Below are 24,476 nucleotides of genomic sequence, written 5' to 3'. Positions count from 1 at the left end.
GCGGTAATGCGGTAGTGCATCGAGGGACGTACCTTAACCATGAATTTTTTCCAAAAAATTGAAACTTTGTTGGGGTTGTTTACGTATAGGGTAAGGACCATGAGTTGATGGTTAGTTTGGATTTGGAGGGAGTGGGGTCTTCATGCTGCTGTGGGCATTTGCCAATATATTCATCGGAATCTCATGCATTGTACTAGTTTCAAAGCTTTGGGAAAGAGCGGAAGTATGGATTAGCGGCAAGTATGGAGGTCGTTATCATCCTGCTATCCTAGTGCTTTTTCTCTCTTTCATCCTTCTTGTGGCAATCATCTTTTGTGATTTGCTCATTGCTTACACGTTTCATTACACCATCCTTAATACGCTATTTGTGACTAGTTTCTTCTTAATGATCATCAATATTTTCGGACCTTATTACTCCAGTCATATGATCAATGAGGAACGGATTTTTATGAGGTATGCGTTTAAGTTCTCGAAGGATGAAACGATCAAGGTATTTCAATTGCCTATCACGCCATTTTTTCTGGCATCGGTGGTGGTCATAATGATAACGGCAATTTTGACGATGGAGGCGATGTGAGCATGGGTTGGTTATCAATCCTGGAATCAGCAATCCCAGCTGCAACTATCGGCTGTCTATACTCCATTTGAAGGTACGTCCCTCGCTGTGGTAACGCGCTACCATCGTGAGGGACGTACCTTCTTTTTGAATTTTTATTAAATTCTAAATATTTATTGTAATTTCTATTTTTTGGTGGTTTAATAGAGTCATACTTAACTTATCAGATATGTGACAACGGGGTGGAATCTCAGAGAATGGAGAGGTGGTGAATGTCTTGATGGTCGGAAAGATTTCGACAAAGAAGGTTTCGGAGCAGGTCGAGGACAGGATTGAGGAAATGATCAGGTCTGGGATGTTCAAAGCTGGTGAGAAGCTTCCTTCTGTCCGGGAGCTCTGCGACATGTTCGAGGTGGGAAGGTCAGCGGTCCGTGATGCGATGACGACGTTAAAGGGAAGAGGGATCCTGCAGGTCAAACAGGGGGAAGGTGCTTATGTATGTTCATTCGATTCCAGCAGTCTATTTGCTTCGCGATTGATGCTGCCCAATACGAAAGATATAAGGGAACTGTATCAAGTAAGGAAGATGCTCGAGCCTGGACTTGCAGAAATCGCTGCAACCGTCCGATCAGATGAGGATGTCGAAGTGCTTCAACATCTCTTGAGTGAAGATGGAAACAAAGGGGAAGCGGATTATGCCTTTCACATGAAGATTGCCGGCATAGCCGGGAACCAAATTCTCACCGGATTGATGGACTTCATTTCAGCCGCAACGAGGAAAGCGATGAGCGACGTTCATCAGCAAATTCAAAGCAACGAAGAGATTTCGGTCCGGATCCTGGAACAGCATGAGAGGATCCTGAATTCGATCGAGTCCAAACAGCCAGATACAGCCAGGGAAAACATGATTCTTCATCTGGATTATGTTGAAACGGTATTAGTGAATAACGTACTTATCCAACTATAAGGCGTTCTTTTTTACGCAATTTAGTGAAACGGTGTTTCTTATTACAAAACAAGGGGTGTAAGCTATGCTATCTGAGCTTGTGATGGAGCTGAAACATGCCATTCCAGAAGAGAGGATCGGGGAAGGTACAATCGACTCCTATGGGAATGGTGGAAGGTTGGTCGTGTATCCAACTTCTGAAGAAGAGGTTGCTTCCGTTTTAAAGTATGCAAATGAACATGGGAAGAAGGTAATCATCGAAGGTGCTGGATCCAAGAAAGGATTTGGTGGTGTAATCGAAGAAGCAGATCTCGTCTTATCGATGTCACATTATACAGGTGTAGTCGAGCATGCCACGGGTGACCTTACGATGACGGTTAAAGCGGGAACCACCTTCAAAGAACTGCAAACATATCTCGCAAAACACGGACAAAAAATCGCACTCGATCCTGCCTTGCCAGAAAAGGCCACAATAGGGGGGATCATCGCCGCGAATGAAAGCGGTCCCAAAAGACTTGGCTACGGTTCAGCCAGGGATAATGTCATTGGTCTCCGGATTGTTTATCCGGATGGTACGATCATTCGGTCCGGGGGGAAAGTCGTAAAGAATGTCGCTGGTTATGACATGAACAAATTGTTCATCGGTTCGATGGGAACACTCGGTGTCATGACCGAAGTGACGCTCAAGCTCCGTCCGATCGCTGCATGCGAAAGCTTGGTGCTCATTACGTTTCCGGAAGATGTACTGGGGGACCGGCTGAGGGCTTTTGCCACTGAAGTCCTTGATTCCGTGCTGGAACCGACGTCACTCCAACTGATCAATCCGGAGCTTTCAGAAAAGCTGGCGGGTGTGGGGAAGTATACAGTGGCGATGAGCTTTGAGGATGTGGAAAGCTCTGTTCGATATCAAGAGGATATGGTGGCTAAAATGTTGCCTGAAGGCAGTGGGATTTCCATCTACAGGGAGGATGAGACGAGAAGGTTTTGGAATGCCATTTATGCGATGGGAGCAGAGGGGGCCACGGATTCTGAACAGAATGCCCTCCTTAAGGTTGGAGTTGTCAATCTTGATGTGCTCCACGTGTTTGAGCAAGGTGAGGCGCTTATGGGAAGCCGCCAAGTGAAAATTCAAGCCCATGGTGGACTTGGCCATGGATTATGCACCGTGCATATCGCCGGGGCAGGGGAAGATGTACTTTCTGCCATCAGAGAACTTCGAACATCCGTCGAAAAAGTGGGAGGATATGTTGTCGTCAAAAGCCTTCCGTTCAGAGAGCGTCAAAAAATCAATGTGTGGGGAGAGCCACCGTCTTACTTCTTTTTACTCCAAGGAATCAAATCAAAAGTGGACCCAAATTCAGTATTGAATCATAAACGATTTGTAGGAGGGATCTAGGTGAGTGTAAAAGAGCTGAAGAAAGCACCGCCCTGTACCGAGACGAGCCTCGGCAACTATTTATGGAGTGATAAGCCGGACGAAAATAAGTGGGCAGACTGTGTCCACTGCGGGATGTGTCTGGAATCATGTCCAACCTATGAACTGACTGGACAGGAACAGCATTCCCCGCGGGGCCGTGTTCATTTGATCAAGTCGGTCGCCGAAGGGAAGCTTGAGGTGAATGAACAATTCATGGACCCTGTTTATGCATGTCTCGACTGCCGTGCCTGTACGACGGCTTGCCCTGCGGATGTCGATGTAGGCGGACTGATTGAGGAGGCGAGGGGGCAGATCAGACAGGCAATGCCCCTTAAAGGATGGAAAGGGATGGTCAGCAAGACATTCCTTGAGGGACTCTTCCCTCATCCGAACAGGCTGAACGCGCTGGGTGGGATGCTCAAATTTTATCAAAAGAGCGGTGCCCAGACACTAGTTCGCAAGACGGGGTTGATCAATGTGATGCCGAAGCACCTGGTCGAGATGGAGGCGATCATGCCAGAAATCAAGCAATCCGTGCGGCAAAAATATAAAAATGAAACCATCATTAAAGCGAAAGGGAAGACGAAGCGTGAGGTTTCCGTCCTGACGGGATGTGTGATGGATGTGATGTTCGGTGAAATCAATGACGCGACCATCAACGTGCTGACGAGGAACGGAAATGATGTGGTCATTCCGAAAAACCAGACGTGTTGCGGTGCCCTGCATGTCCACTCGGGAGACAGGGAGATGGGCCGTAAGCTTGCGAAGCAGAATATGGAAGCATTTAAAGATAGTGAAAAGGTTGTGGTGAATGCTGCCGGGTGCGGTTGCATGATGAAAGACTATCCTGAGTTGTTCCATGAAGATCCTGAATGGAAGGAGAAGGCAGAGGAATTTGCCGACAAAGTCGAGGATATTTCAAAATATCTTCATGACACAGGCTATGATAAACCGAAGGCAGAAATGAATACGCGCATCACCTATCACGATGCATGCCACTTGGCGCATGGCCAGGGTGTACGCCAGGAGCCCCGTGATCTGTTATTGACGATACCGGGAGTCGAAATGGTGCATATGCCGAATTCCGACCGTTGCTGTGGAAGTGCCGGGATTTACAATATTACGAACCCGGAAATGGCTGGAGCCGTCCTCGAAAGCAAGATGCAGAATGTGCCTGAGGATGTTGACATGATCTCAATGGGCAATCCTGGTTGCATGCTGCAGATGGCGATGGGTGTCAAGAAATACGGCAAGGATCAGCGGGTCGTCCATACCGTCCAGCTACTTGATTGGGCATATCAGAAAGAAGATCGTGAAAGGGAGGGAGAATGATGATGCTGAAGAAGTTGAAAACGAAGGATCCCCATATTAAAGGTCTGGCAGCACTGGTCAGCGGTCCGAACGGAATTCTTTATCAAAAGGAGGATCTGATCGCCTATGACTGCGACGGCTTCACCCTTCATAAGCATCTTCCCAAGGCAGTGGTATTCCCGAAAGATACAGATGAGGTAGCGGCACTTGTAAAATATTGTTCAGAGAATGGTCTGCCTTTTTTGGCAAGGGGTGCCGGGACCGGTCTTTCAGGAGGTGCCATCCCGATCAACGGCGAAGTCATCATCAGCCTCGTGCGGATGAAACGACTGTTAAGCGTCGATCTCGAGAATCGACGGGCAGTCGTGGAACCTGGCTTTGTGAATCTGAAGCTCACTCATTCCATCTCGGATCGAGGCTATTACTATGCACCCGATCCTTCCAGTCAATACTGTTGTACGATTGGGGGTAACGTCGCCGAAAATGCCGGAGGCGCTCACTGCCTGAAATACGGCGTCACCACCAATCACATCCTCGGACTCGAAGTTGTCCTTCCGGATGGAAACATCATTAACATTGGCGGAAATGGGATCCCGGATACTCCTGGCTATGATTTACTCGGCCTCTTGACAGGTTCCGAGGGGACGCTTGGGATTGTCACGAAAATCACGGTCCGTATCCTGAAAAATCCCGAATCGAAGCAGACGGTGCTTGCCTATTTCGATCGGGTCGAAGATGGAAGTCAGGCGGTTTCAGACATCATATCCAAGGGGATTGTCCCGGCAGCTCTTGAAATGATGGATAAAATCGCGATTGAAGGAGTCGAGGCTGCGGCTTTTCCGGTCGGTCATCCCAAGGATATTGAAGCCCTGCTATTGATCGAAGTAGATGGAATTTCAGCCGGGATCGATGAGCAGATTCATCAGATTTTAGAAGTTTGCAGAACGAGGAACGTCAGGGAAGTGAAAGTGGCACAGAATGAAGAGGAGCGCGGAAGATGGTGGGCGAACCGGAAGACCGGATTCGGAGCAATGGGTGCCATCTCGCCGGACTACCTTGTACAGGACGGGGTCATCCCTAGGAGCAGACTGCCGGAAGTGTTGAAAAAAATCAATGGGATAAGCGATAAGTATGGCTTGAGGATCGCCAATATCTTTCATGCAGGTGATGGGAATCTGCACCCGCTTGTCCTATTCGATGCACGGGTACCGGGTGAAACCGATAAAGCGTTGAAAGCAGGAAGTGAATGTCTGAAGGCCTGCGCCGATGCTGGAGGATCCATTACCGGTGAGCATGGTGTCGGGATCGAAAAGAAAGAAGAAATGAGATTTGTCTTCAACGATGATGAAATCATTGCTCAAAGTGACATCCGGGAAGTTTTCAATCCGCATAATCTACTGAATGCCGGTAAACTTTTCCCGAGCCCGGGACGCTGTGTGGAAGTGAAAAAAGAGTTGAAGGAAAGGCAGGAAGCGGTCCGTTCGTAATTGATAGTTGAATTGATGACGGGGAGATTTCGGGAACCGAATAGACCCGATCTTCCATCTGCGCCGAACGTGCAAGAGGTTCTTTTTCATGAAACATTATTACGTGACTTCGACCCTCTGGTGAAAATGCGGAATTATTTGAAAATTAATTGATAAGCAATCAGGAACATGATATGATCGTGGTAAATAAAATGTGAAACAGTGTTTCTTAATAAGAAACACTTCTGTCGACCAAATAGGAGGAATGGATGATGAGTAACTATGTAAGTGCAGGATCACTAAAGGTAGACGAACAGCTATTTGAATTTGTTAATTCCGAAGTGCTTCCAGGCACCGGCCTGGATAAGGATGCGTTCTGGTCGGATTTCGGTGCGCTGGTCGGGGAACTCACACCTAAGAACAAAGAGCTTCTTGCACGCCGTGATGAATTTCAGGAAAAGCTCAACAAGTGGCATAAAGAGAACAAGGATGCTGAATTCACTCAGTATAAGGCGTTTTTACATGAAATCGGCTACTTAGAACCGGAAGTGGAAGATTTCAGTGTCACAACGGAAAATGTAGACGACGAAGTGGCTCTGCAGGCCGGGCCGCAGCTGGTCGTTCCCGTGAACAATGCCCGCTATGCCATCAACGCAGCGAATGCAAGGTGGGGAAGCCTGTACGACGCCCTTTATGGAACGGATGCCATCAGTGAAGAGAATGGTGCAGAACGAAAAGGGCCGTATAATCCGGTACGTGGTGAGAAGGTCATCGATTTTGGCCGTAACTTCCTTGACCAGGCCGTCCCGCTACAAGGCGCCTCCCATAAAGAAGCATTGAAATACGAAGTCATCGACGGAAAATTATCGGTTACATTAGCAAATGGAAAACAGGCTGTTTTGGCGGATGAAACCAAGTTTGCAGGGTACCAGGGAGAAGCATCCGATCCATCTTCCATTCTATTAAAAAACAACCGTCTACACATCGAAATCCAGTTTGATGAAAAGCATCCAATCGGTGCATCGGATGACGCCAAGATCAAGGATATTGTCCTTGAATCTGCCGTTACGACAATCATGGACTGTGAAGACTCGGTAGCAGCGGTAGACGCAGAGGATAAAGTACTTGTCTATCGGAACTGGCTGGGCCTGATGAAGGGTGACTTGTCTTCGGTTTTTGAAAAAGGAGGAAAAAAGCTGACGCGTACGTTGAACTCCGATCGCGTTTACAAGACTCCTGCTGGGGATGAAACGACCCTTTCCGGACGCTCGCTTATGTTTGTCAGGAACGTGGGGCATCTCATGACGAACAGTGCCGTCCTCGATCAAGACGGGAACGAGGTACAGGAAGGAATCCTGGATACGGTGATGACGAGTTTAATAGCCAAGCATACGCTGCGTGGAACGGGAAGCTATCAAAATACTCGAAAAGGCTCCGTTTACATCGTGAAGCCGAAAATGCATGGATCTAAAGAAGTGGCATTCGCCAATGAGCTTTTCAACCGCGTAGAGGATCTTCTTGATTTGGATAGGCATACGCTAAAGATCGGGGTCATGGATGAGGAAAGACGCACGACCTTGAACTTAAAGAACTGTATCAATGAAGTGAGGGAACGGATCGTCTTCATCAACACCGGGTTCCTTGATCGCACGGGTGATGAAATGCACACGTCGATGGAAGCGGGGCCGATGATCAGAAAGAATGATATGAAAGCGACCAAATGGCTGCAAGGATATGAAAAATCGAATGTGCAGGTAGGATTGTCTGCAGGATTCGAGGGACATGCGCAAATCGGTAAAGGGATGTGGGCGATGCCTGACAGGATGGCTGATATGATGCAGCAGAAGATCGGTCACTTGCAGGCTGGAGCCAATACGGCTTGGGTGCCATCACCGACAGCCGCTACATTGCACGCCTTGCATTACCATGAAGTGTTTGTACCGAGTGTACAGGAAGCGCTTGCTGAAAAGAGGGAAGATCTGATTGATGATATTCTTACAATCCCGACGGCAGAGAATCCATCATGGTCGGCTGAAGAAATCCAGCAGGAGCTTGATAATAACGCACAAGGGATCCTTGGCTATGTCGTCCGCTGGGTCGAACAGGGAGTGGGCTGCTCCAAAGTACCTGACATCAACAATGTCGGGTTGATGGAAGACCGTGCGACGCTCAGGATTTCCAGTCAGCATATGGCAAACTGGCTTCACCATGGCATCTGCACAGAAGAGCAGGTGATGGAAACCCTCAAGCGCATGGCGAAAGTCGTTGACGGCCAGAATGCAGGGGACCCTGAGTACCGTCCGATGGCGCCGGATTTTGATAACTCGGTCGCGTTCCAGGCTACATGCGACTTAGTCTTCAAAGGATATGATCAACCGAACGGATACACTGAGCCGATCCTTCACAAGAGACGGATCGAAGCGAAGGCGAAGTATCCGGTTAAGAGATAATAGTTTGATGGAAAGGGAGGGCATTCTGCTGTAGAGGAATGCCCTGCTTTTTCATAGTGGGGCTCTCTTGTGGCGGTTAGTAGAGAGTCGATGAATGGGGGCAATCTGGTTTTTGGTAATAAGGACCAGTATTTGATAATAAATTTAGTTTTTTGATAATAAAATCCGATATTTGATAATGAATTTTGTTTTTTGATAATAAAATTCGATATTTGATAATAAATTTAGTTTTTTGATAATAAAATCCATATTTTGATAATATATTTCATATTTTGATAATAAACCCCCCACTTTTGATAATATATAACATTTCCAAGGCAAAACTATGTGGAAAATAAGTGGAGTAAAAGGCAATACTCCAGTTTCAACATTTTTTTAAGCAAAAAAGAACTGCTTTCTGCAAGTTTTTAACCAACAAAAACTAGAAACATCTTAAAATACGAAGCATTTTTGAAAGGAGATCATCACTAATGAAATTCACTCGATTCGAGGCAGATAATTACGTTTATACCGGGGTGCTTGAAGAAAGCATCATCAAAGAAATCTCAGGGGATATGTACGGAGACTGGGAATATACGGGACGAGTTTATAATGCGGACGAGGTAAAAATGCTCGCACCGCTCAAGCCCAATCAGGTTATTGGCATCGGAGCAAATTTCGTAGCCCATCAGGGTGACCTCCCTGACACACTGCCGGAGATCCCTGTCTTTTTCTTTAAGCCGACTTCATCTGTCATTGGGCCGGAGGAAAACATCGTGATACCAGAAAACATAGAATCGGTCAAATTCGAATCGGAGCTTGCCGTCGTGATCGGAAAGGAAGCGAAGGATGTTTCCCCCGAGGACATTCTAGACTATGTATTCGGTTATACAATCGGGAACGATGTCACGGCACCCCAATATTTTCATGAAGCAGGCCACTGGACGATCGGCAAGTCATTTGACACTTTTACCCCGCTAGGACCGGTGATTGAAACCAAGTTGGATCCTTCCTCCATCCATGTGGAAGCACGACTGAATGATGAAGAGAAGCAGAATAGCCCGACATCGCTCATGATTGTACCGATCAAGGAGATGATTTCCTATCTAACTAAGGTCATGACATTGAAACCGGGTGATGTCATCCTGACAGGGAGTCCTGTAGGGGCTGAAATGGTAGGGGACGGCGGCGTGATCGAATGTGAAATCAAAGAGATCGGTACGCTTAAGAATACGTTCAAAGCAGTCGGTAAGAAGGCAGGGGTCTCATAAGTTGCGTAGTCTCTTGTGATATAATGGAAGATATGAAGTTTGTCAGAGGTGAAAGTTGTGGAACGAGAGAATATGGTCAAATCCGTCAGCAGGGCACTGGATATCATCCAGCTCATCAGCTTGAAAAAAGGCGGGATGGGTGTGACAGAGATTGCGAATCAAATCGATATCAATAAAAGCTCGGTGTATAGGATCCTTTCGACACTTGTCCAATATGGTTTCATTGAACAAGACGAATCCACCGGTCGCTATAAGCTTGGTTATAAATTCCTCGAGATTGGCTCGAAGCTTCTTGAATCAATCGATCTACGGGAGGAAGCGAAGCCGTTTCTATTGGAACTTGAAGAAGAGACAAATGAAGTTATTCATCTTGTCGTGTTTGATCAGGGTGAAGTGGTGTATATCGAGAAGCTTGAAGGAAATGAAGTGCTCCGGATGCATTCCAAGGTAGGAAAGAGGGCACCGATGCATTGTACGTCGGTCGGAAAAGCGATCCTTGCCCATCTTCCTGCCAATGATGTCATCGAGATTTTGGATCGAAAGGGCATGCCGATGCATACCGACCAAACGATCACCGACAAAGATCAATTTCTCAAAGAGCTCATCGGCGTGAAGCAAAATGGCTATGCCCTTGACTTGGAAGAGAATGAGTACGGGATCACCTGTATAGCAGCCCCTATTTTCGACCATCTTGACAAGGTCGTGGCAGCGGTGAGCATATCGGGGCCGACCATGAGGATGTCCGGTCGGCGCATGGAAGAATTGAAGGAAAGGGTCCCTCAGATTGCAAATCGGATATCTGCCCGTCTTGGGCATGTCCAGCCTGATTAATCGTAGGAATTGAAGAGAAGGCACTGTTTTTTTAGCGGAAAAGCAGTGCTTTTTTTCATTGCTTGAGATGGTTTGATTAAAATTACATAAGCCATTTTATTAAAAATTATAAATTTTCTAAAAAGTAATTGAAACAAGCTGGGATGTATGTATAATTTTAGATAGGATTCCGTAATGTTATATAACAACAAACGGGATGGTTGTATAACAGTGTTGCTTAGTTTGCAGTTTTTGAGAAACGTTGTTTGGTATTACAAAACAGAAAGGGGAAGTGTTTCATGAGTACAGGTGTGTTGGCAATCTTATCTCTTTTACCCATCTTGGCTGTCGGTATTTTTCTGGTTGGTCTCAGGTGGCCGGCAAGTAAAGCAATGCCCATTTCCTACATAGTTGCAGTCGGGCTAGCCTTGTTTGTCTGGAAAGTGCCGGGAGCGAACGTTGCGGCAGCCTCCGTCAATGGTGTAGTCGTCGCTGCAACTCTTTTGTACATCATCTTCGGGGCGATCTTGTTATTGAATACCTTGCAGGAAAGCGGAGGCATCAAGACGATCCGCCAGGGCTTCACGGATATTTCGGCAGACAGGAGGATCCAAGTCATCATCATCGCATGGCTGTTCGGTTCATTCATTGAAGGTTCCGCAGGGTTCGGGACACCAGCTGCGGTGGCTGTCCCTCTATTGGTAGGGCTCGGATTCCCGGCGATGGCGGCCGTCATTGCAGGGATGGTGATCCAGAGTACCCCGGTATCATTCGGTGCGGTTGGTACGCCAATCCTTGTCGGGGTGCAGACAGGTTTATCAGCAGATAACGGCATCACAACCAATATGCTGGCTTTCGTCACCGACATCGGTACAAAGGTCGCCCTGCTGCATATGATCACGGGTACACTCATCCCGCTGTTCGTTGTCGCGTTGATGACAAGGTTCTTCGGGAAGAATAAATCATTCTCTGAAGGAATCAAAGTGTGGAAGTTCGCACTTTTTGCTGCTTTTTCCATGACGGTTCCATATTTGATTGTGGCGAATGTGCTCGGGCCTGAATTCCCGTCCATGATCGGTGGTCTTGTCGGTTTGGTCATCGTCATCACAGCTGCGAAGAAAGGGTTCCTCATGCCGCCTAAGGAAGAGGCTTGGGATTTCGAGGAAAAGTCCAAGTGGGACCCTGAATGGAGCGGAAAGCTTGAGATCAAGGATATTGCCCACAAGAGCGGTAGCATGAGCATGGCACGCGCTTGGACTCCTTATGTTCTAGTCGGGCTATTCTTAGTATTGACAAGATTGAAATCGCTTCCATTTCTGGGGTGGATGCAATCCTGGAAGGTCACAATCCCGAATATTTTCGGTACGGACATCAGTTCAAGCTTTCAGCCCTTGTATTTGCCGGGCACGATTTTCATTGCTGTCTCCATCATTACATTCTTCCTTCATGGAATGAGCGGGGGAGCGTATAAGAGGGCATGGGCACAGTCGGGCAAGACGATGATTGCTGCATCGACGGCACTCATCTTCACGGTTCCGATGGTGCAGGTATTCCTGAATTCGGGAGGCGGTGCAGCCGGTTTCGAAAAAATGCCGATTGAGTTAGCGAATGGCGTTGCGGCCATCGCAGGAGATTACTGGCCGTTCTTCTCTACCTTCATCGGAGGGATCGGGGCCTTTATCGCAGGTAGTAACACAGTCAGTAATATGATGTTCTCGCTATTCCAATTCGATGTCGGCTCCCAGATGGGCGTCGATGCCACCTGGATCGTTGCACTCCAGGCAGTAGGCGGTGCAGCAGGGAATATGATCTGTGTGCATAATGTCGTTGCCGCATCTGCGGTGGTGGGGCTTGTAGGGAAGGAAGGCGCAGTCATCCGTAAAACGCTTCTTCCGTTTACTTACTATGCGCTGTTCGCAGGTTCACTTGGATACTCAATCGTTTGGTACTCACAGAAGGGGATCTTCAACCTTGGATCATTGATTGTCGCAGTCATTGCGATTGCGGCCATGTATGTGATTGCGTCCAATAATAAACGCACGACGTTGATGCTTCCAAAGGATATCGGCGGCCCTAAGGTTAAACAGGGGTAACACTGTCATTCCGTCAAACTACTTGAAATGCTAAGAAGACCACTAGGCCAGTGGTCTTCTTTTTTTTGAATGTGACGAATAACCTACTACCTCCAACGGGTGGCGATTGAAAACTATTCGCCTCTCTAGTGAACATTATTCACCATTCTTTTAAAGCGACCGAGCTCCTGAATTTACATCCTCCACTAGATAAGAAACTCTAAAGCCGTTCCCTGTTTTAAGTCGATAATCTAGAAAAAATAGCATATAAACCTGGTCATGGTAAGGAGTAACAGACTCTGTTATCGATTAATAGTCTTACATTCTCTTTTTTACTTATCTACAATACAAGATAGAATACATATTGTAAGCAAAGGATGATGCTGAGTATGTTGCAGCATATAAAAATCGAAAACCCTAAATTACCAACTGACTTGAAAAGAGCCCAGTTTGAGGATCTTTACTATGAGGAAGATCCATCCTTGATGGATTGTGAGGTCAAAAATGCATTTGTCGAAGGTGAAAATATCGAGAAGTTGGAACTGTCGAGAGTATCGTTTAAAGGAATTAGGCTTTTATCTTCTACCTTTAGCCGTGCGGATGTAGCGGATGTAATCTTTGAAGGCTGCGATCTGTCGAATACCCGGTTTGATGAAGGGATTCTCCATAGGGTGGCGTTCAAGGACTGCAAGTTGCTCGGTCTTGACCTTTCGAAAGCCCATCTAAAGGATGTCACATTTGATAATTGCATCATGGATGTGAGTAGTTTTATCGAGACGATGACAAATAAGGTGCGATTTGAAAGATCGCGTATGCATAGTGCTAATTTCTATGAATGCGACATGAAGAGGACGGCCTTCGAACAATGTGATTTGAATGATATTGATTTCACTGTGACGAATCTGAACGGAGTGGACATAAGCTCCAGCTTCTTCGAAAGGATCAATGTCGAAGCTGCCAATGTAAAAGGGTGCATCGTCTCTCCACAACAGGCCGTTTCCTTTGCCTCGCTTCTTGGGCTGAAAGTGAAAGAGTAATACGACCTCTTGATCTGATTGGGAACACGCCTATGAAGGTACGTCCCAGCTTGCGTTAACGCGTTAACGCAGGCTGGGACGTACCTTCAAAATGGGAGAAGTGTTACTATAGAGATGAAAAAAGTTTCGGGAGGGAATGGCTTTGTTTGAGTTGGTGTCGAAGCTAAGAGAAGAAAATCCACTTGTACATAATATCACGAATGTTGTGGTCACTAATTTTACAGCGAATGGTCTCCTGGCTATAGGAGCGTCGCCTGTCATGGCTTATGCCAAGGAAGAAGTAGCGGAGATGGCTTCGATTGCAGGGGCCTTGGTTCTGAACATCGGGACATTGTCGCATGGTGAGGTGGAATCGATGATCATTGCCGGTAAAGCGGCCAATGAAAAAGGTGTGCCAGTGGTGCTGGATCCAGTCGGAGCAGGAGCAACCACGTTCCGTACGGACATGTCTCGAAAAATCTTGAAAGAAGTCAAGGTTTCCATCATTAGGGGGAATGCAGCCGAAGTGGCAAATGTAGCCGGAGAGACGTGGACGATAAAAGGCGTCGATGCAGGTTCAGGCAGCGGCAGCAAGGTTGGACTCGCCCGGAAAGTGGCAAATCAGTTTGGAATCACAGTCGTCATCACAGGTGAACAAGATGTCATTTCAGACGGGAAGACGACGTACAGAGTGGCGAATGGTCATCCGATTTTAACGAAAGTGACTGGTACCGGCTGCCTGTTATCATCGGTGATCGGTGCGTTTGCAGCGATTGAACGAGATCATGTGAAGGCTGCGGTCACAGCTGTTTCCATTTATGGAATCGCTGCGGAGAAAGCGGCAAGGCTTACGGTGGATAAAGGGCCAGGAAGCTTCCAGGTGGAATTTCTGAATCAGCTGTCAAAGATCAAAGAAGAAGACGAGTCATTTGCTAAATTAGAAACCATCAACGAATAAAGGCGGGATTCAACATGACGGTATTTAAAGCACTAACGATTGCAGGTTCGGACAGCGGCGGCGGTGCCGGCATCCAGGCGGATCTTAAAACATTTCAGGAATTGGGTGCCTATGGAATGTCTGCCATCACGGCCGTTACAGCTCAGAATACATTGGGTGTGCACGGTGTATACCCTGTAACGACTGAAGGCATCGTCAAGCAAATCGATGCGATAGGAGAGGACCTTGGGACGGATGCACTGAAGACAGGCATGCTATTTTCATCCGAAGTGATTGAAGCGGTCAGTGAACGCATTCGTCATTATGGGTGGAAGAATGTAGTCGTCGATCCAGTCATGATTGCAAAGGGCGGGGCAAAGCTTTTGCAGGACGAAGCAGTCCGCGCACTAATCGAAAAGCTCGTCCCATTGACAGCCGTAATCACCCCTAATATCCCCGAAGCCGAAGTGTTGACAGGGAAAAAGATCGAAACGTTGGATGAACGCAAGGAAGCTGCAGAAAGATTGGTGGACATGGGCGCGGATTCCGTCGTCATCAAAGGCGGACATGCCGAAGATAGTGAAGTGGTCGACTTGTTTTACGATGGAAAAGCGTTCGAGGAACTGATTTCCCCACGTATCGACACGCGTCATACACATGGAACCGGGTGCACGTTCTCCGCCGCTGTCACGGCACAGCTCGCAAAGGGCTATTCAATGAAGGAAGCGGTTGTAACAGGGAAGGCGTTCATCCGGGCGGCGATCGAAGACGAACTCGGGATCGGCGGCGGTCACGGACCGACGAATCATTGGGCATATCAGAAGCGTGGTGAAGTGAAATGACAGCCTATCCTCAGCATCAAATCGAAAAACTCCTCGAGCTATATTTCATCATGGGAAGCACGAATTGCGTGAAGGACCCGGTGTACGTCCTCCAGCAGGCAATCGAGGGGGGCATCACCTTGTTTCAATTCAGGGAAAAGGGCTCAAGGGCTCTTGAGGGAATGGAAAAAATAAAGCTTGCCGAGAAACTATTCAAGGTATGCAAGGATGCAGGCATTCCGTTCATTGTCAATGATGATGTGGATCTGGCGCTTTCGCTTGACGCAGACGGTATCCACGTCGGACAGGAGGACCTTGCAGCGGGATTTGTACGTGAGAGGGCAGGAGATAAAATCTTGGGCGTCTCGACCCATACGATCCAGGAAGCAGAGAAAGCAATCGAGGATGGAGCCGATTATCTCGGGCTCGGTCCGATCTATCCAACTACTTCAAAAGATGATGCCCGTGCTGTCAGTGGACTTGCAATCGTCGAAGATTTTCGGAAGAACGGGATCATGATCCCAATCGTAGGAATCGGCGGCATCAACGCAGTCAATGCACGTGACGTCGTTCAGGCAGGTGCAAATGGTGTCTCCTTGATCTCGGCCATTGCAGCCGCGGAAAACGTCAAGAAAGCAACTGAAGAATTAAAAAGAGCACTAAAATAACATTGAAGGTACGTCCCTCGATGCGTTAATCCGTTAACGCGATGAGGGACGTACCTTTTCTTTGGTTGGAAAAAAATACAACATTCGGATGAGTTTTTTTACATACATTGATGGAAGGGGGCAGGAGAGTAATGAACGAATATGGAATAAAATGTATACCATCTTTCGGGAAATCAGGTGATTGGGAATGAGCGAAAGTAGGAAAGTCCCACTTTATGATCAAAACGGGTTAGATGAATTTTATGAACGTTTTTTTGATGAGATGCGGCCGAAGGTGATGAAGTTGGCATTTTCTTATGTGAAGGACCATAGAACGTCTGAAGACATCACCCAAGAGGTATTTCTTAAGTGTTATAAGAACATCGGAACCTTCAGGGGAGATGCTTCGATAAGTACTTGGATCTATTCAATCACCGCAAATGTATGTAAGGATCACTTGCGCAGTTATACGGTCCGGAATATTATTTGTGATGATACTTTGATGGAGCGTACGTCCCACCCAGAGAGTGTACTAAATCAATTACTGGAGGAAGATGAAAGACAGTGGTTGAAAAGGGTGGTCACAACGCTGCCTGCAAAATACAGTGAGATCATCCAATTATATTATTTCGAAGAACTGACCATCCATCAAATCGCAACCTCTCTCCAAATCAATGAAAATACCACTCGGACCAGGTTGAGGAGAGCCAGGGAAGCATTACGATGTGAACTGGAAGCTGATCTGAACCGATATTGAGCCTTCGCTACATAATACTACTCGAAAAGTACAGCCAAGATGGCAGGGTGAATTCAATGAAACTGTTGCAAATTTTTTTGTTCCTATTGTTACAAAAGTTTGTCTATTGTAACAATAATATTAAAAATATTAATTATCTTTGAACAATTCCGACTCACTCCTTCGTCAAAAGAGTACAGAAGAAAAATAGAAGGCTGTTTTCTAATGGATTGTTGCACCTGAGAACCTGCACACAGGAACTTGAGAAGTTCTTTGATCAACCATGCATGAGAAAAGAGCCATAAAGAGAAATCTTCTGTATTAACTGAAAAGGGGTGTCTTTATGAAGGCAAAAGCAACATTTCTTGCTTTGCTGCTTGTGCTCGCTTCATTTCTTGGAGCATGCAGCGACAAAACGGATAATGGGGAGAATCCCGGTCAATCCGAAGAAAGGGCCCAGGTCCTTAACTTAATCGAGACGTCTGAAATCCCTTCATTGGATTCGTCTCTTGCTACGGATTCTGTTTCATTCGATGTGATGAATAATATTTATGAAGGGTTGTACCGCTTGAGTGAAAATGATGAACCCGTGCTTGGGATGGCGGCAGAGGAACCTGCCATTTCAGAAGATGGTACAACGTATACGTTCAAACTACGCGATGCGAAATGGTCGAATGGAGATCCGGTGACAGCGGGGGATTTCGAGTATGCATGGAAGCGGGCGCTGAATCCGGATACCGGTGCCGAATATGCTTACATCATGTATGATATCAAGAATGCAGCCAAAGTGAATGCTGGTGAATTGCCACCGGATCAATTGGGCGTAAAAGCGCTGGATGACAAGACGCTAGAAGTACAACTTGAAAAGACAGTCCCGTATTTTAAAGGACTCCTCACTTTCGCAACGTTTTATCCTCAGAAAGAGTCCTATATCACTTCACAGGGTGATCAGTTTGGCCTAGAAGCTGATACAACGATTTACAACGGCCCATTCGTCCTGTCGGAATGGAAGCATGAAGAAAGTTTTCAGTTGAAAAAGAATGATTCGTATTGGGATGAATCGGCAGTGAAATTGGATGAAATCAATTTCAATATTGTGAAGGATGCGGCGACGCGGGTGAACCTCTATGAAACAGGGGCCGCTGATGTGACGGGCCTCACTGCTGAGTTCGTTGACAAATACAAGGATGATAAAAACTTTCAAACGAGAGGACGCACTTCGGTCTATTTTCTCCGCCTGAATCAGAAGAATGAAGTGCTCGCCAATAAAAATGCCCGAAAAGCAATCGATATGGCGTGGGATAAGCAATCGCATGTCGACATTCTGTTGAATGACGGTTCGATTCCGGCGTGGTTCCTTGTTCCAGGAGATTTCGTTACAAGTCCCGATGGTCAGGATTATCGTGAACAGAATGGGCAGCTAGGGGAATACAACCCAGAAAAAGCAGCGGAACTATGGGAGACAGCGTTGAAAGAGCTAGGGAAAGAATCAGTGGAGTTAGAGCTATTAAACTATGATGGCGATAATTCAAGAAAAACAGGTGAATTCCTCAAGGAAGAGCTAGAGAAAAACCTGAAAGGACTGACCATCTCCATTTCGCAACAACCGTTCAAGCAAAAGCTTGCGCTCGAATCTGCAGGGGATTACGACTTTGCTTATGCAGGGTGGGGGCCGGATTATCCAGATCCAATGACGTTTGTCGACATGTTTGTGACGGATGGTCCTCATAATCAGATGGCTTATTCCAACCCGGAACTCGATCGATTGATTGAAGCAGGGAAGTCCAGCCTGCTGACGGATCCTGAAGCAAGGTGGGATGCGCTGTTGGAAGCTGAAAAGATCATCCTTGAAGATCAGGCGATCAGTCCGATGTTCCAGGATGGAAGGGCATTTTTACAAAAAGAGTATGTAAATGGGATTCTGAGACATAATTTCGGAGCGGAGCATTCCTATAAGTGGGCAGAAATAAAATAGTAGAATCATAGGATAAGGACTGTTCCCGGGTATGAAGGGGGAACAGTCCTTATTTTTATTTCACTAAACTGTCCAAGAAGGCCTTGATCCTCTTATTTGCCTCCATCTCGTTCTTTTTCTTTGAAAAGCCGTGCCCTTCATCGTCAAAGAGGAGATATTCGACACGGACGCCTTTTCCCTTCAAACTGTTCACGATTCTTTCTGATTCTTCCGTTTTTACCCGTGGGTCATTTTGTCCGTGAATGATGAACATTGGCTTATCCATCCCATCCAGATACGTAATCGGAGATTCACTGACAAGTTTTTCGCGGTCTTTCTCAGGATCACCGACCATTTGATTCATCAGCGTCCTCCAACTTGGAGGGACATTTTCGATAAATGTTAATAGATTTGAAATGCCGAAAATATCGACAATCCCGGAAAAATATTCGGAGTGACGCCCGGCGAGCAGGAGACTCATATATCCGCCATAGCTTCCTCCCATTGAAAATAGTTTGCCTTTCTCTGCATGCCCTTCACTGATGAGCCAGTCCATCCCGGCCACACAATCAAGTCGTGGGCCTTCTCCCCAGTTCTGTTCGACCATCTTTTGAAAAGATGAACCGTACCCGGTGCTTCCCCTGAAATTGGGGGCGAAGATCACATATCCGCTTTGAGCCAGATATTGAAGGATTGGCCTGTACTTCAAACGTTCGGCACTCTGAGGTCCACCATGCGGCCATAGGATACTGTATCCATTCGCATTTCTAGCTTGGGGTTTGAATAGAAGGGCTTCTATGGATAAACCATCAAAGGAGTTATAATGTACGACTTCGGGTTTGATCATCATGTCGTCACTGATGCCGAGCACTTTGTGATTGGTAAGTTTGCTCCATTCACCGAGAGGGTCCCGTTTGAAAATGGTATCGATTTGGTGTGCAGATACGCCCAAAATGTAAAGGGTCCCCTTGTTTGTGACCTGGATCTTTTTGATGATATCGCATGGTGCGTCCAAGTTGTTCAATGCTTTGGTAGAAAGGTCATAGTGATAAAGGTGATCTCTCACGCCTTTCTGGGAGGGGAAGAAGATCGTTCCATTATGTAGTTTGATTGCATTGATCTCTTCATCTTCCAATTGTATGAGTGGTTGAAATTCATAGGTTGATAGGGAAAAAGACGCGATGTATGAGAATTCGGATTGATAGTTTGTTACAAGATAGAGAGTGTCGTTACCTGCAAATGTGATGTCTTTGACGACATGGGGGATGGAAGGGTCAGGAACCAATGACACTTTATCTCCCTTTTCATGATAATACGCCGCAGCATGAGTGTTGGAATATGTTTCAGTGAACGTGTAGGCGGAACCATCCGGTGAGACGGCGGCAACGACGATGGGGGCCTTGTCCCCTTGTTGCATCAGGTGCGTTTCATTTGTTTCAAGATTTGTTTTATATATGTTCAGTAGCGGATTTTCATGATTGGAAGCATAGTACATTTCTTGATGATCGGCAGTGAAAACGGCGTGATAGCAGGTGGATTCGTTCTCCTTTTCATTGAAGGGAACTGGGTGCCCCCCTGAAAGCGGGAGATGATAGAGTTGGTATTGTTCATCGCCATCATGTTCAAATGTTGCAATAATGCTTTCGGTCGCTTCATGGATGTGGATCATGCTGCTGTTTTGATTAATGCTTGTCAGCGGGTATGGATAGGTATGTGGCAGGTCCATGACCCAAAGATTGTATTGCTCATTCAAATTCGTACTATAAACCAGCTTTTCTTCATTCTCACTTACACAGAATGTACTGATTTCAAATGTATGAAAATACTGTTCAACTTCCGGGTGCTTCTTGCGGATAAGGCATTCCTCCTCGTGTTAGATCACATCATAACCATATTATTACATTGTTGGATATTTCATTCAATCATTGATTGGTGACTTGTCACCGCACGCATGGACGTACCTTAAAGGTTGAGGGCTGAGAGGGGAGTCCGAAAAAGGTTGCAATCGCCCCTTAATTTTAATAAAGTATTATGTTAGACAGTAAGTATCAAGGAGGACCACGAATTGCCTAATACCAATGAAGAAATGGTTGTTACTATACACGGATTGGATAAGAAAGGTTCGGGACGTGCCAATGTTTGGCGCGAGAATGAACTGGGGAATCCGAAGAAATTGAAGCTGACCGTCCCGCAGACCCTTCCTGGTGAAAAAGTGCGCGTGATGGTGGATCAGCCAGAAAAAAGAAGACGGAAAGTCATGCCTGAGGAGATCCTCGAAGCGCATCCGGAACGCACAGATGCACCATGCCCCCATTTTGAAAGATGCGGAGGATGTGTATGGCAGCACTGGACATATGAAGGCCAGCTGAAAGAGAAGACGAATCATGTGAAGCAAGCGATTGAAGCTGAAGGCTTCGATCCTGCACTTGTCCGCGACACGATCGGTATGGACGAGCCTTGGCAGTACCGGAACAAGATGGAATTCACGTTTGCGCCCGATGGTTCCATGGGCCTTCATGAGCAAGGGAACTTCAGAAAGGTCATCAACCTTGAAACGTGCTTGATCGCGAGTGAGCAGATGGTGGAAGCGGCGATGGAAGTGTCCCGATGGGTGAAGGAGCATGAACTTGCAGGATACAATAAGGATACTCATGAAGGACTGCTGCGCCACTTGATGGTCAGACAATCGTTCGCAACTGGTGAAATGATGCTGGCGTTATTTGCAACACAGTCTCCACAAGGCGAATTAGGGTCTGCAGTGGATGATTTAAAGAGCCGCGTGGAAGCGAAATTCCCGCACGTGAAGAGTCTGTTATGGATGGAAAACACTGCATGGGCGGATCGTACCCAGGCAGAGGAGATCCATCTGCTTGCAGGTCGTGACTATATCAATGACGAGATGGATGGATACCGCTTCCGTCTGTGGTTCGATACCTTCTTCCAGACGAATCCGGTCCAGGCACAGAAACTAGTGGATCTTGCCGTCGAGATGAGTCAGCCTAAGAAGACGGAGAAGATGATCGATCTATTCTGCGGAGTCGGTACGTTCTCCCTGCCTTTCGCAAGTAGAGTAGGGGAGCTTGCAGGGATAGAAATCGTTGAAAGCTCAATCGAATCAGCTAAGAGAAACGCAGAAGATAATGGCATCACCAATACGTACTTCCTGGCGAAGGATGCCCGGAAAGGAATCGACCAAGTGCATGAAAGTTTCGGCCATCCTGAACTTCTTATGCTTGATCCGCCACGTTCTGGTGCCGGCGGTAAAGTGATGAGAAGAATCGGTCGTTCGCAGCCGGAACGAATCGTCTATGTATCATGTAATCCGGATACGTTCGCGACGGATATCAAGGAGCTTGAACCATTCGGATACACGCTCGATGCTGTTCAACCAGTCGATTTATTCCCTCACACCGTGCACGTGGAATGTGTCGCTACACTGACATTGAATAAATAAGTTGAAGACAAATTGAAGGTACGTCCCTCACTGCGTTAATGCGTTAACGCGGTCCGGGACGTACCTTTTCACTTGCCGTTATTTAACTAGACAAGGAATTTTGCAGAGGGTACGGACAATTGGAGAGATTGAAAACGGTTTGCATTGGACTCTTCTTAGAACTTTCATACACATCTAGCGACATAATGTTGTTCCATATTCTTGATGCCTTCTAGTATAATCTTTGGAGAGATTGGTTGATCTTCAAATGTGGTTTGTGGTCAACGTACATACAACAAGACTTTGAAAGGAGAAAGTGGAATGAAAAAGACCATGCTCATTATGTTGGTAGCAGTCATCACGATTGTCACTGCTTGTGCACAAAAAGATGGACAGACCGAAACAGTAACGAATGAATTGAACGCTACGATGACTGTGCCTGAAGAGGTATCCAAAGGTCAGGATATCAAATTGAAAGTAAAGGTGACCCATGGTGAAGAAGATGTGAAAGATGCTGATGAGGTCACGTTTGAACTATGGAAAGGCAGCAATAAGGACGAGAGTGAAAAGATCCAGGCAAAGCATGTAAAGGACGGGGTGTATCAAGTGGAAACGTCTTTTGAAGAAGATGGGATCTACTTTGTACAATCCCATGTTTCTGCAAAGGGTCTCTACGCCATGCCGATTCAGCACGTTTTCTCCGGGTACGTTTCTGAAGAAGAAAGGGAGGCGGAAGAAGAGAAATCGAATCATCATCATTCAGAAGACGGCCACGAGCATTAAAGGTAGATCTTTAGTAGATACTTAATCCCTTACATAGGGAAATGAGCGCCGCACTAGCCGGGGCTTTTTTTATTCACAATCATTTACATAATGATAATCTCCAGTTAACCATGGTGTGCTACCTTGAAAGTGACAAATTGCACAGGGAGGTTTTCCATGTCTGTAAAGAGATTGATATTGACAGCGATCGTCATCGGGGTATACTTCATCGGATCATCATTTGTGTCTTCGTCTACTGATCCCGGGGAGTATGTTTCGGTACAGCTTTTGGGAGTCAATGATTTTCACGGGCAATTGGAGACATATCGGACTAGAGATGGAAAGAAAGTGGGAGGGGCGGACTATTTAGCCGCTTATTTAACGAAGCAGCGGGAGGGGAAAGAACATACCCTGTTGGTCCATGCCGGGGACATGGTCGGTGCCAGCTCCCCCGTTTCTTCCTTGATGCAGGATGAGCCGGCTGTGGAGTGGATGAATGAAGTCGGTTTCGATATCGGGGCATTGGGCAATCATGAGTTTGATGAAGGCACCGATGAAATGTTCCGTCTTTTGAATGGTGGCCAGCATCCTGAAACAGGTGAATTTAAAGGTGCCGACTTTCCGTATACGGCTGCCAACGTGATTGATAAAAAGACGGGGAAATCCATTCTGCCTCCTTATATCATTAAGGAAGTAGAAGGAGTTCCGATCGGATTCATCGGGGTGGTGACAACGGAAACGAAGGATATTGTGCTTCCAAGCGGGATTGAAGGTGTGGAGTTCACGGATGAGGTGGCCGCCATCAATAAAAGTGTGAATGAACTAAAATCCAAAGGAGTTCAATCGATCGTCGTCTTAGGTCATATTTCAGCCTCCTCAAAAGAGGATGGATCCAATCCTTCTGGTGACTTCGCGGGGTTTGCCCCCCTAATCGATGATGAAGTAGACATCATCTTCGGGGGACATAGCCACGGTTATGCGAACACAATCGTAGACGGGAAAATGATTGTTCAATCATATTCTTATGGAACAGCTTTCTCAGTTGTTGATCTTTTTATCGATCCGGAAACGAAGGAGATCGTAAATAAACAAGCCAAGATCATTTCCACCTATCATGATGGAATTGAGCCGGATCGCGATGTTAAGAAAATGGTCGAAGTCTATTCAAAAGACAAACAATTGATGCTGCAACAAGTGATGGGAAAGGCTGACCCTCCAATAACGAAAGATGTTAGTGAAAGCGGGGAGCGCTCAATCGGGAATATCGTAGCTGATTCCCACAGAATGAATATGGGGACAGATATTGCTTTCATGAATCCAGGAGCGATCCGGTCGAATCTTGATGAAGGGGAAATCACGTGGGGTGAGCTTTACACGATGCTTCCATTCCGTACTCATCTTGTAAAGGCCACATTCACAGGATCTCAATTGAAAAAAGTGCTGGAGCAGCAGTGGACAGGAAACTTCCAGACAATCCTTCAAACATCCGGTCTCCGCTACACGTGGGATGAGGATGCCCCTCCTGGTGAGAAGGTCATCGAGATGACGGATGAAGATGGACATCATATTGAAGATGATGCAACCTATACCGTTGCCATGACCAATTATCTTGCAACAGGCGGAGATGGGTTTTCGTCTTTCAAAGAAGGAAAAGACATCGTAGAAGGACCGCCAACCTTGGACTCATTCATCACCTATATCATTCAATCAGGTGGTAGGATCGAACCTCCTGAAACCAATCGGATCTTGGTTAAGTGAAAAGCAGTTCATGCAGCTGCTTTTTTTTATGATTAGCTTTCATAGGGAAGGGGAGAAAACGATATTTTTTAAACTAACGATACTTAAAAGAAAGAGAGTTTCCATTCATACCCCTATGTGGATTAACGCACGTA

General features: G+C 46.5%; 19 protein-coding genes. 18 read left to right on the top strand and 1 reads right to left on the bottom strand.

Annotated features, from left to right (window positions below; translation table 11 throughout):
* The first annotated feature begins 142 nt into the window (after nt 1-142).
* The 15 genes from LCM10_RS12300 to LCM10_RS12230 all read left to right on the top strand — a co-directional run bounded on the left by LCM10_RS12300 (nt 143) and on the right by LCM10_RS12230 (nt 18,410).
* Nucleotides 143-577, top strand: coding sequence for a hypothetical protein (locus LCM10_RS12300; protein WP_224876568.1), 435 nt, complete (start codon nt 143-145; stop codon nt 575-577).
* Between the two features lie 259 nt (nt 578-836).
* Nucleotides 837-1,523 carry a FadR/GntR family transcriptional regulator gene (locus LCM10_RS12295; protein ID WP_224876964.1) on the top strand — a complete coding sequence of 229 codons (687 nt, stop codon included), beginning with the start codon at nt 837-839 and terminating at the stop codon, nt 1,521-1,523.
* Nucleotides 1,524-1,587: 64 nt separating this feature from the next.
* Nucleotides 1,588-2,898 (top strand): FAD-binding oxidoreductase, encoded by a 1,311-nt coding sequence (locus tag LCM10_RS12290; RefSeq protein ID WP_224876567.1) that lies wholly within the window; start codon nt 1,588-1,590, stop codon nt 2,896-2,898.
* Nucleotides 2,899-4,251: a (Fe-S)-binding protein gene (locus LCM10_RS12285; protein ID WP_224876566.1), complete on the top strand. Its 1,353-nt coding sequence runs from the start codon at nt 2,899-2,901 to the stop codon at nt 4,249-4,251.
* A gap of 2 nt (nt 4,252-4,253) precedes the next feature.
* Nucleotides 4,254-5,717, top strand: coding sequence for an FAD-linked oxidase C-terminal domain-containing protein (locus LCM10_RS12280; RefSeq protein ID WP_412103401.1), 1,464 nt, complete (start codon nt 4,254-4,256; stop codon nt 5,715-5,717).
* Between the two features lie 251 nt (nt 5,718-5,968).
* Nucleotides 5,969-8,146: a malate synthase G gene (locus LCM10_RS12275; protein WP_224876962.1), complete on the top strand. Its 2,178-nt coding sequence runs from the start codon at nt 5,969-5,971 to the stop codon at nt 8,144-8,146.
* A gap of 470 nt (nt 8,147-8,616) precedes the next feature.
* Nucleotides 8,617-9,396, top strand: coding sequence for a fumarylacetoacetate hydrolase family protein (locus LCM10_RS12270; protein WP_224876565.1), 780 nt, complete (start codon nt 8,617-8,619; stop codon nt 9,394-9,396).
* 57 nt (nt 9,397-9,453) lie between these two features.
* Nucleotides 9,454-10,227: an IclR family transcriptional regulator gene (locus LCM10_RS12265; RefSeq protein WP_224876961.1), complete on the top strand. Its 774-nt coding sequence runs from the start codon at nt 9,454-9,456 to the stop codon at nt 10,225-10,227.
* A gap of 278 nt (nt 10,228-10,505) precedes the next feature.
* The gene (locus LCM10_RS12260; RefSeq protein WP_224876564.1) at nt 10,506-12,299 is read left to right on the top strand and encodes an L-lactate permease; all 1,794 of its coding nucleotides are present in this window, start codon (nt 10,506-10,508) and stop codon (nt 12,297-12,299) included.
* Nucleotides 12,300-12,667: 368 nt separating this feature from the next.
* Entirely contained in the window at nt 12,668-13,315 is a 648-nt protein-coding gene (locus LCM10_RS12255) for a pentapeptide repeat-containing protein (RefSeq protein ID WP_224876563.1), read from the top strand.
* Nucleotides 13,316-13,457: 142 nt separating this feature from the next.
* Nucleotides 13,458-14,252: a hydroxyethylthiazole kinase gene (gene thiM / locus LCM10_RS12250; protein WP_412103396.1), complete on the top strand. Its 795-nt coding sequence runs from the start codon at nt 13,458-13,460 to the stop codon at nt 14,250-14,252.
* A gap of 14 nt (nt 14,253-14,266) precedes the next feature.
* Nucleotides 14,267-15,073: a bifunctional hydroxymethylpyrimidine kinase/phosphomethylpyrimidine kinase gene (thiD, locus tag LCM10_RS12245; protein WP_224876561.1), complete on the top strand. Its 807-nt coding sequence runs from the start codon at nt 14,267-14,269 to the stop codon at nt 15,071-15,073.
* A complete protein-coding gene (gene thiE, locus LCM10_RS12240; protein ID WP_224876560.1) occupies nt 15,070-15,720 on the top strand; it encodes a thiamine phosphate synthase in 651 nt (216 codons plus the stop codon). The genes thiD and thiE overlap by 4 nt, the downstream gene beginning before the upstream one ends.
* A gap of 187 nt (nt 15,721-15,907) precedes the next feature.
* The gene (locus LCM10_RS12235) at nt 15,908-16,456 is read left to right on the top strand and encodes a sigma-70 family RNA polymerase sigma factor (RefSeq protein WP_224876559.1); all 549 of its coding nucleotides are present in this window, start codon (nt 15,908-15,910) and stop codon (nt 16,454-16,456) included.
* A gap of 322 nt (nt 16,457-16,778) precedes the next feature.
* The gene (locus LCM10_RS12230; RefSeq protein WP_224876558.1) at nt 16,779-18,410 is read left to right on the top strand and encodes a peptide ABC transporter substrate-binding protein; all 1,632 of its coding nucleotides are present in this window, start codon (nt 16,779-16,781) and stop codon (nt 18,408-18,410) included.
* Between the two features lie 55 nt (nt 18,411-18,465).
* On the opposite strand, the gene LCM10_RS12225 is transcribed toward LCM10_RS12230, so the two are convergent.
* Entirely contained in the window at nt 18,466-20,142 is a 1,677-nt protein-coding gene (locus LCM10_RS12225; protein ID WP_224876557.1) for a S9 family peptidase, read from the bottom strand.
* Between the two features lie 333 nt (nt 20,143-20,475).
* On the opposite strand from LCM10_RS12225, the gene rlmD reads away from it, so the two are divergent.
* The 3 genes from rlmD to LCM10_RS12210 all read left to right on the top strand — a co-directional run bounded on the left by rlmD (nt 20,476) and on the right by LCM10_RS12210 (nt 24,342).
* The gene (gene rlmD, locus LCM10_RS12220; protein WP_224876960.1) at nt 20,476-21,843 is read left to right on the top strand and encodes a 23S rRNA (uracil(1939)-C(5))-methyltransferase RlmD; all 1,368 of its coding nucleotides are present in this window, start codon (nt 20,476-20,478) and stop codon (nt 21,841-21,843) included.
* Nucleotides 21,844-22,143: 300 nt separating this feature from the next.
* Complete coding sequence (locus LCM10_RS12215; protein WP_224876556.1) at nt 22,144-22,605, top strand: FixH family protein; 462 nt, start codon at nt 22,144-22,146, stop codon at nt 22,603-22,605.
* Nucleotides 22,606-22,761: 156 nt separating this feature from the next.
* Nucleotides 22,762-24,342, top strand: coding sequence for a bifunctional metallophosphatase/5'-nucleotidase (locus LCM10_RS12210; RefSeq protein ID WP_224876555.1), 1,581 nt, complete (start codon nt 22,762-22,764; stop codon nt 24,340-24,342).
* Nucleotides 24,343-24,476 lie beyond the last annotated feature (134 nt).

This window comes from Rossellomorea aquimaris, assembly GCF_020171925.1.
Taxonomy (GTDB): domain Bacteria; phylum Bacillota; class Bacilli; order Bacillales; family Bacillaceae_B; genus Rossellomorea; species Rossellomorea aquimaris_F.
This window is presented reverse-complemented; position numbering and strand designations above follow the sequence as displayed.